The 7,566-nt window shown below is 68.3% G+C and carries 9 protein-coding genes and 1 pseudogene; 9 read left to right on the forward strand and 1 reads right to left on the reverse strand.

The annotated features are described in order from the left end of the window. Window positions 1–83 precede the first annotated feature (83 nt). From AB0J09_RS49690 to AB0J09_RS49705, 4 genes and pseudogenes are all read left to right on the forward strand, one after another. The gene (locus tag AB0J09_RS49690; protein ID WP_360708016.1) at window positions 84–656 is read left to right on the forward strand and encodes a hypothetical protein; all 573 of its coding nucleotides are present in this window, start codon (window positions 84–86) and stop codon (window positions 654–656) included. After that, window positions 653–1,252 (forward strand): DUF6262 family protein, encoded by a 600-nt coding sequence (locus AB0J09_RS49695; protein ID WP_360708019.1) that lies wholly within the window; start codon window positions 653–655, stop codon window positions 1,250–1,252. Before AB0J09_RS49690 ends, AB0J09_RS49695 begins: the two co-directional genes overlap by 4 nt. 72 nt (window positions 1,253–1,324) lie before the next feature. Beyond that, window positions 1,325–1,765: a hypothetical protein gene (locus tag AB0J09_RS49700; RefSeq protein ID WP_360708021.1), complete on the forward strand. Its 441-nt coding sequence runs from the start codon at window positions 1,325–1,327 to the stop codon at window positions 1,763–1,765. Window positions 1,766–1,915: 150 nt separating this feature from the next. After that, window positions 1,916–2,605, forward strand: a pseudogene (locus AB0J09_RS49705) (DUF6192 family protein). Window positions 2,606–2,688: 83 nt separating this feature from the next. Here the strand turns inward: AB0J09_RS49705 and AB0J09_RS49710 are convergent. Continuing rightward, window positions 2,689–3,636 (reverse strand): LysR family transcriptional regulator, encoded by a 948-nt coding sequence (locus AB0J09_RS49710; RefSeq protein WP_360708024.1) that lies wholly within the window; start codon window positions 3,634–3,636, stop codon window positions 2,689–2,691. An 88-nt stretch (window positions 3,637–3,724) separates the two neighbouring features. On the opposite strand from AB0J09_RS49710, the gene AB0J09_RS49715 reads away from it, so the two are divergent. The 5 genes from AB0J09_RS49715 to AB0J09_RS49735 all read left to right on the forward strand — a co-directional run. After that, window positions 3,725–4,648: a zinc-binding dehydrogenase gene (locus AB0J09_RS49715; RefSeq protein WP_360708026.1), complete on the forward strand. Its 924-nt coding sequence runs from the start codon at window positions 3,725–3,727 to the stop codon at window positions 4,646–4,648. Continuing rightward, window positions 4,645–5,625 carry an alpha/beta hydrolase family protein gene (locus AB0J09_RS49720; RefSeq protein ID WP_360708029.1) on the forward strand — a complete coding sequence of 327 codons (981 nt, stop codon included), beginning with the start codon at window positions 4,645–4,647 and terminating at the stop codon, window positions 5,623–5,625. Before AB0J09_RS49715 ends, AB0J09_RS49720 begins: the two co-directional genes overlap by 4 nt. Further along, a complete protein-coding gene (locus tag AB0J09_RS49725; protein WP_360708031.1) occupies window positions 5,622–6,368 on the forward strand; it encodes a glucose 1-dehydrogenase in 747 nt (248 codons plus the stop codon). The genes AB0J09_RS49720 and AB0J09_RS49725 overlap by 4 nt, the downstream gene beginning before the upstream one ends. A 197-nt stretch (window positions 6,369–6,565) precedes the next feature. Further along, window positions 6,566–6,757: a hypothetical protein gene (locus tag AB0J09_RS49730; protein ID WP_360708033.1), complete on the forward strand. Its 192-nt coding sequence runs from the start codon at window positions 6,566–6,568 to the stop codon at window positions 6,755–6,757. Between the two features lie 189 nt (window positions 6,758–6,946). Beyond that, window positions 6,947–7,566: tyrosine-type recombinase/integrase (locus AB0J09_RS49735; RefSeq protein ID WP_360708036.1), on the forward strand; the 620-nt coding region annotated here is incomplete at its 3' end.

The raw sequence follows: 7,566 nt of genomic DNA on the forward strand, positions 1-7,566 counted from the left end.
GTCGCCTTGCCTGTTGTCTCGCCATGCTGAACGCCGTTGCCAAACCTCTCTATGGCAGGGCATTCGGACAGTTCTAATACCCGATGGTGCCATTAAAGATCGCCGCCTCCGATCTGGAGGACGTCCTGCACGCGGTCTGGGTCGCCGGGCCCGGCGCGGCCAACCCCGGCGAACTGCTGTCCGGCGAATCTACTCCGCTCACCCGCGAGCAGGCCCTGGCGCTGGCCCTCGACCTGTCCCGGCGCAGCACCCCAGCCGACGGCGGGTTCTGCACCTTCCAACCCGTGGTCCAGGGCGGTGCCTGCCCCTGGAAGTTGGACTGCGAGAACTGCGACAAATTCGTCCTGTCCGGCGCCGACCTGCTCTACTGGCGGCGCAAGCAAGAGCAGTGGCGCTCGATCGCCGAACGGGCCCCCGACGACGCCACCGCCGACTATCTGCACCAGGTCTTCGAACCGACCGCCCGCGCCATCGCGGGCCTGGAGAAGGCCCTGGCCGGGCTCGGGCTCCTGGACCAGGCCCTGGCCATGGACCTGCGCCGGCCGCAGGACTACTTCCACCGGATCTGGAGCACGAACTTCCGCGCGACGGACCTGGCTGGCCTCGCCGAGGACGACATCCTGCCCGAGTTGACGACCACGGAGCAGCCAGCATGACGACCACCGCGGAGCCGACGGGCCGCACGGCGGCAGCGATCCAGTCCCGCCGCAGCACCAGCGAGGCCATGCTGGAGCGAGTACGCGGCGCGCTGAAGCAGATGAGACGCGAACGCGCCCGCGTCACCGTCGCCGCCGTCGCTCGCCGCGCCGACGTCTCCCGGACCTTCCTCTACCAGAACACCGACGCTCGCGCGCTCGTTGCCCAAGCTGCCGACGACGCCGGCGGGCACCGCGTGCTCGACCAGGCCGAACAGGCGGCCCATGCCGAGGCGTCCTGGCGGGAACGAGCACTCAACGCCGAGGCCGCGCTCAAGCACGCCCACTGCGAGATCGCCCTGCAACGCACCGCCATCGGCGAACTTCTCGGCAAGATCCGTGATCTGGAGAACGACCTGCCCGAGGACGGCGTTCAGCGACTCGTCACGGACAACACCTCGCTCAAACAGCAGGTCCGCCAACTTACCCAGCAGACGAGCCGCCTGCAGGAGCGGCTGACGGCGGCCCGTGACAACAGCCGGTTCCTGGACAACCGGATCGCCGGGCTGGAAGCCCAACTCGCCGACCAGATCACTCTCGACGCATCTGGATCCTGAGGAGTGCCTCTGATCCCGTGTCAGCGACCTTCGGGCAGGATAAGGACGATGCCTGATCACTACAATCCAGGCATGTTCGATCTCGACCCTGTGAAGTCGATCTTAGCCCTGGCCCTGATCGGGCTCGTTGTCCTGGGGTTGCGGGCCTGGCGCCAGCGGCGCAACAGGGTGCGGATCTACATCCCGATGCCGTTGTTCACCCCTGTGGAGATTCAGGCCAAGGCCCACGACCTCATCGAAGCCGGGCAGTTCGACGATGCGGTCAAGGTGCTGAAGAAGGAAGCGCAGGTCTCCGGACCGGATGCTCTGGCCGCGGCCCGCGCCCTACGCCGAGGTGAACTCCTGCCGGACTTCCCGGGCCGGTGGCCGGAGGATCTGACAGGGCCGGTTACCGAATTCCTGGCCGAGGGACAGCGGAAGGCAGCCGTCTTCCTGATCCGCGATCAGAAGCAGCTCGGCCCCACCGAAGCCGAGGCATTTGTCGACTCGCTCACCCGGGGAAAGGCCGAGTAGACGTGCTGTTCAACTCGTCGGACCCTCGGACGAGCGAGCACGCCCTGCTGGCCGCGTCGCACACATGTCAACTACGTGAAAGCCCAGCTCAAGAGCAATGTTGACCTTGCTGTGGTCGGTTAAGGCGATCGGGCGCTGGAGATCGAGCCGATGCACAACAGCGCCGGCGGGGCGCACGCCGAGGACGCCTGGACGGTCAAGGCCTCGCTGGAGCAGTTCGCCGGCGACATCGGCATCACCTACAGCGCGCTGAAGAACTGGCGCTGGACTGCCTCGCGCTGGCCCAAGCAGCACCGCCAGGACGGCGTCTCGCACACCGTGCACCGCATCCTGGCCTCGATCGCCGATGAGAACCTCCGCTGGGAGAAGATCAAGAATCCGCCGGAGGATCCCCGCACCTAGCAGCACCGCTGGACGGTGGACACCGCCAACCGGGAGGTCGGCCGCAGCGTCGATTCGCCGTTCACCGTCGCCGAGAAGGTCGAGGCCGTCAACGGCTTCTCCGGCTGGCTGCGCTTCGGCAACGACGGCGTCATCGCCAACAACGACCCGGCCGAGCAGGAGAAGATGATCAAATTCAACTCCCTGCTGGCCAACTGCGTGATCTTCCACACCGCGTTGGACATGACCGACGTGCTGCGCCAGCTGCTGGCCGAGGGCTGGCAGCCTGAGAAGGGCAAGGACATCACCGCCGCCGACATCGCGCAGCTGTCGCCCTACCTGACCGCGCACATCAGCCGATTCGGGCTGTATGCCACCGACGTGCTACGCCTGCGCCCCGACGACTTCGACCCCGACCTACCTCAGATCGACTTCGCCGCCTTGGTCGAGGCGGCGTAGGAAGGTCTCCCAGCGTCTCCGATCCTTTTGCACCTACGGGTCCGCGACCACACAAAAAACACAAGGCGAGTCAGCATGGCTCCTCATGAGGTGGCCGATGCATCAGCGTCGGCGAGGTCGCTCTCGGGGAGCCAGTCGTGGGCGGGATCGAATTCCAGCCACCGGTTTCGCTCTGCCTCTGCCACGAAGGCGCTCACCAGGGTGGCCAGTAGCGGATGACCGCCGTCACCGCGCCAGAGCAGCGACCAGGCGTACAGGGGCGTGGGGTCGACCAACGGGACCGAGCAGATCGCCGGGTGGGTCGGGAGAGGCACGTCGGCGGGAAGCAGGCTGAAGCGCCGCGTGTCGACCGTCAGGTCGGCCAGGAAGTGGTCAAGTCCGAGGTTTGCGCCCTCGGCGCGCTCGTTGATGCCGAAGGACTCGGCGAAGCGGCGCAGGAAGTCCAGCCGGTGTAGCGCCCCTGGGGTCCACAGCACGCCGTCACGCAGCTGCGCCGGCCGGATCGCTGGCGCGTTGGCCAGCCGATGATCCGCGCTGAGGATCACATCCACCGGCTCCAGCCGTACCAGGCGGTGGGTCAGCCCGACGGGCAGTGGCGCGTGGACGCGGCCGAAGGCGGCGTCGATGTCGCCGTGCAGCAGCGCGGCGATCACTGCGGGCAGGTCGCGGCCGTGCCCCAGTTCCAGCCATGGGTCGTCGATCATCACCTGCGCCAGGGTACGCATGGGCGCGTACAGGTGACCCCACACGTCGATCCTCAGCGGGCGGTGCGCCTCCAGCGCTGCCGCCACGGCCTGGTCCGCGGCGGCCAACAGCTGCCGGGCAGGTTCCAGAAAACGCTGACCGGTTTCGCTGAGCCGCAACGCCTGGCCGCCGCGATCGAACAGGCGCTTGCCGAGCGTGGACTCCAGACGGGCGATCCGCTTGGAGATCGCCTGCTGGGAGATCGACAGCTCCTCGGCTGCGTTACCGAAGTGCAGCACTTCGGCGGCCAACACGAATGCACGCACCTGCGCCAAGTCGAGATCCACGCCTGTCACCTTAGGTGACAACCGATGGTTGTCGGCCCATCGCGTCCGTTGTTGGATCACCTGAGTCGCAGGACGGTTTCATGACCGCATGCGTAGATTGATTCCCACGGGAGATGCAGCCCGACCGGTGGAGTTCGCCCAGCATGCTCAGCCCACGCCCGCCCCAAGCGAGGTGCTGATCAAGGTCGAGGCGTTCTCACCGAATCGAGGTGAGACGTTCCTCCTGGAAAAGCCAGAACCCGGCATGATGCCAGGGAAAGACGTCGCCGGCCTGGTCGTGCAGGCCGCCGCCGACGGCTCCGGGCCGCCGGCCGGGGCCCGCGTGGTGGGCCATCCGCCGATGGGCGGTTGGGCCGAGTACGCCACCGTCCCCACCCACTCCATCGCCGTCCTGCCCAACGAGATCACCACCATCCAGGCAGCCGCCCTGCCGTTGGCCGGGATCACCGCACTCCGGCTGCTCTGCACCGCTGGCGCCATCACGGGCAGGCGGATCCTGCTGACCGGAGCCGCTGGCGGGGTGGGGCACTACCTGACCGAGCTGGCCGCTTCAGCGGGAGCGGAAGTGACCGCGGTGACCGCCACCGCCGAGCGCGGTGCGCGCCTGCGCGGACTGGGAGCCGCAGCGATCGTGCATGACGTGGCTGACGCGGAAGGGCCGTTCGATGTGGTGCTGGAATCCACCGGAGGCGGTGCACTCACGGCCGCGCTGGCCAGGCTGGTCCCGGGCGGCACGCTGATCTGGTTCGGCCAGGCCAGCCGTACGCCCGCGACTGTGAATTTCTTCGACCTGCTCGCCGGGCCGCAGAACGCTGTGATCCGGCACTTCCACTACGCCGGCGCGCCCTACGGCGGCGACCTGGCCACCTTGCTCCACTTGGTGGCCGGTGGACGGCTGCACGTGGAGATCGGCCGTACCGCTAACTGGAGCCAGACCGCCGAGGTCTTGGTCGATTTGCGCGAACGCCGCATCCGCGGCAAGGCCGTACTGACGATCGGAGCATCACGATGAGCGCCGCAGACTTCGCTGCCGCCAACCTGTCGCGCGCAACCGGAGCAGGGCTGGACCTGCACGAGTACCAGCGTGTCACCACCAACCTGGCCAACCTGGACCAGTGGGGTGCGGCCTTCATGCGCGTCGCGCGCGGTCACTTGGCGCGCGCAGCGCAGGCGACAACGGCGATCTCTTCAGCCGAACATTTCCAGGCCGCGGCGCGATGGTTCCACTTCGCCACCCTGGGGCCGAATCGTGAACACGCGCTCGCCGCCGCCGAGGCGGACACCGCCATGGGCCGCGCGCTGGACCTGCTGGAACCGGGAGCGCGCCGGATCGAGGGTCCGGGTTTCACCGGCTGGCTGCGCGGGCCGGCCGATGCCGCGGCTGCCGCGGTCGTGGTCCCTGGGCTGGACTCCAGCAAGGAGGAATTCCATGATGTGATCAATGCCTTGCTGCGCCGCGGCGTGGCCGTGTTCGCCATGGATGGGCCGGGGCAGGGCGTGCTCACAGCCACCACCACCGTCCGCGCTGATTACCACCACGTGATCGGCAAGGTCATCGACGCACTCGGCGTCGAAAGCGTGGGGCTCGTCGGGCTCAGCCTCGGCGGCTACTACGTCGCCGAGAGCGCAGCCCGCGAACCCCGCGTCGCAGCCGCCGTCACCGTCAGCGGCCCATTCCGGCTGGACTGGGACGCCCTGCCACCCCCCGTACGGGACCTCCTCGCCCAACGGGCCGGCGGCGAAGACGCGGCCCACCGCTTCGCCGACCAGGTGAACTTGTCCGGCCTCGCCCCGCAGATCACCTGCCCGCTGCTGGTGGTCGATGGCGGCCAGGACATCATCCCCGGCGTCACCAACGGCCAACCGCTGGCCCGCCTGGCGTCACGCGGACGATACCTGCACCTCCCGCACGGCGACCACCTGCTCGGCAACGCCCGCCCCGACTGGCTGGCAGCAGCGGCCGACTGGCTTTCAGGAGAACTGACATGACACGTTTCACCGACAAGACCGTCCTGATCACGGGCGGGACGAGCGGCATGGGACTGGCCACCGCACACCGTCTCATCACCGAAGGCGCCCACGTGATCGTCACCGGCCGCGCCCAGCAGCGCGTGGATCAGGCCACCGCCGCGCTCGGCCCGCGTGCCTTCGGCGTGGTGGCCGACGCAGCCGACCTCCGCGGCCTGGACGTCTTGATGGACACGATCAAGACGCGGTACGGCAGGCTGGACGTCGTCTTCGCCAACGCTGGAGTAGGCACCTTCGTGCCCTTCGCCGACATTACCGAAAGCGACTTCGACCACGCCGTCGACGTGAACTTCAAGGGTGTGTTCTTCACCATCCAGAAGGCGCTGCCGCTGATCGTCGACCACGGCTCCATCGTCATCAACGCCTCCTGGACCCTGCATCGCGGCAACGGCATTCTCACGCTGTACTCGGCCACCAAGGCAGCCGCGCATAACCTAGCCCGTACCCTGGCGGCCGAGCTCGCGCCCCGGGGCATCCGCGTCAACTCCATCAGCCCCGGGTACATCGACACACCGATGTATCCCGCTGCGGCGTTGAGCGAGACAGAGACCGCGGCCATCACCGGTCGTATCGCGGCGGGGAGATTCGGCCAACCGGAGGAGATTGCCACAGCAGTGGCGTTTCTCGCCTCCTGTGAGGCGTCTTACATCAACGGCCAGGACTTGGTCATCGACGGCGGCCTTGTGAATGCGATCATCGCCTGATCACCGCCGGCCCTCGTAGACACATGGGGCGGTATCCCACTGTCCGTTCTCATTGACCCTTTTTCATCCTCAGGCGGCCTGCGCAACGCGGTGGTTCTGAAGGACGGCGATGGCCTTGGGTCAACGGGCGCACCTCCATCGCCTCACGGTTCGCCGTCGTCGAGCCGCTCCGCGAGATCACCTGGACAGGCAGTGCGATGGGCTCGCGCGCCGCGCACCGCCACGTCATCACCACCCGTGAGGACGGCACCACGCTCCGGCGAACTGAGGAGTCGATGGCCGGAACCCTGCTCGGACTCTTCTACAACAGCGCGAAGCTGCACGCCGAGCTGACCCGCTGGCTCGACTCGATCAAGACCGCCGCGGAGGCCCGGGTAGCCACCATCTGATCAGGGGCCTTCGGCCACAGGCCAAGTCAGGGACGCCCTGAGGCCCGCTCCTATCTGCGCATGTACGTGATAAGTTGCATTATCTGTCACACCGGCCACCGGCGGATCGCGTCCCCCCAGCTAGCCATCCGCCGTCGCATGGCCGACTCGGCTACATTATGTGTCACATCGCCTGCTTGGAGGTCGCCTGTGTCCGTCGTGGCCTTCCCCGGCCCGGCCACCCCGCCACCCGATCCCGCCGCCGGCCCGGCCACCGGATCGCCGATCGCGGCCGCCGTCGAGCGCTTCCTGGAGTCCCTGCAGGCGGCCACCACCCGCGCCGGCTACGCCCAGACCCTCGCCCGGCTGACCACCGTGGCCGGGCCGCAGCACCCGGTCGCCGCGCTCACCCCCGAGCAGTACGCCGCGGTGATGCAGCAGTGGAGCACCGCGGCCGCCGCCACCTGGAACCGCCACCTGTCCGCGCTGGTCTCCTTCACCACCTGGGCCCAGCGCCAGGACCTGCTGGCCACCAACCCGGCCCGGCGGCTGGAGCGCCGCAAGGCCGCGCGCCGTGGCGATCGCGCCATCCCCGCTACCCGCCTGGACAAGCTGTTCACCGACCCCAAGCACGCCCTGCGCGAACGCCTGCTGTGGCGGATGCTGTACGACACGGCCGCCCGCGCCGAGGAGATCCTCACCCTCAACGTCGAGGACCTCGACCTGGAGTTCCGTCGCGCCCGCGTCACCAGCAAGGGCGGCGCCATCGAGTACGTGCACTGGGCCACCCCGACGGCCCGGCTGCTGCCCCGCCTGCTGATCGGCCGCAC

It is taken from the genome of Nonomuraea sp. NPDC049784 (assembly GCF_040659615.1).
In the GTDB taxonomy this organism is placed as follows: domain Bacteria; phylum Actinomycetota; class Actinomycetes; order Streptosporangiales; family Streptosporangiaceae; genus Nonomuraea.

Excerpts from the sequence above, each read along its gene's own strand:
- AB0J09_RS49730 (WP_360708033.1), top strand. The coding sequence starts at position 6,566 with ATGGGCTCGCGCGCCGCGCACCGCCACGTCATCACCACCCGTGAGGAC.
- AB0J09_RS49715 (WP_360708026.1), top strand. The coding sequence starts at position 3,725 with ATGCGTAGATTGATTCCCACGGGAGATGCAGCCCGACCGGTGGAGTTC.
- AB0J09_RS49720 (WP_360708029.1), top strand. The coding sequence starts at position 4,645 with ATGAGCGCCGCAGACTTCGCTGCCGCCAACCTGTCGCGCGCAACCGGA.
- AB0J09_RS49695 (WP_360708019.1), top strand. The coding sequence starts at position 653 with ATGACGACCACCGCGGAGCCGACGGGCCGCACGGCGGCAGCGATCCAG.
- AB0J09_RS49725 (WP_360708031.1), top strand. The coding sequence starts at position 5,622 with ATGACACGTTTCACCGACAAGACCGTCCTGATCACGGGCGGGACGAGC.
- AB0J09_RS49700 (WP_360708021.1), top strand. The coding sequence starts at position 1,325 with ATGTTCGATCTCGACCCTGTGAAGTCGATCTTAGCCCTGGCCCTGATC.
- AB0J09_RS49690 (WP_360708016.1), top strand. The coding sequence starts at position 84 with ATGGTGCCATTAAAGATCGCCGCCTCCGATCTGGAGGACGTCCTGCAC.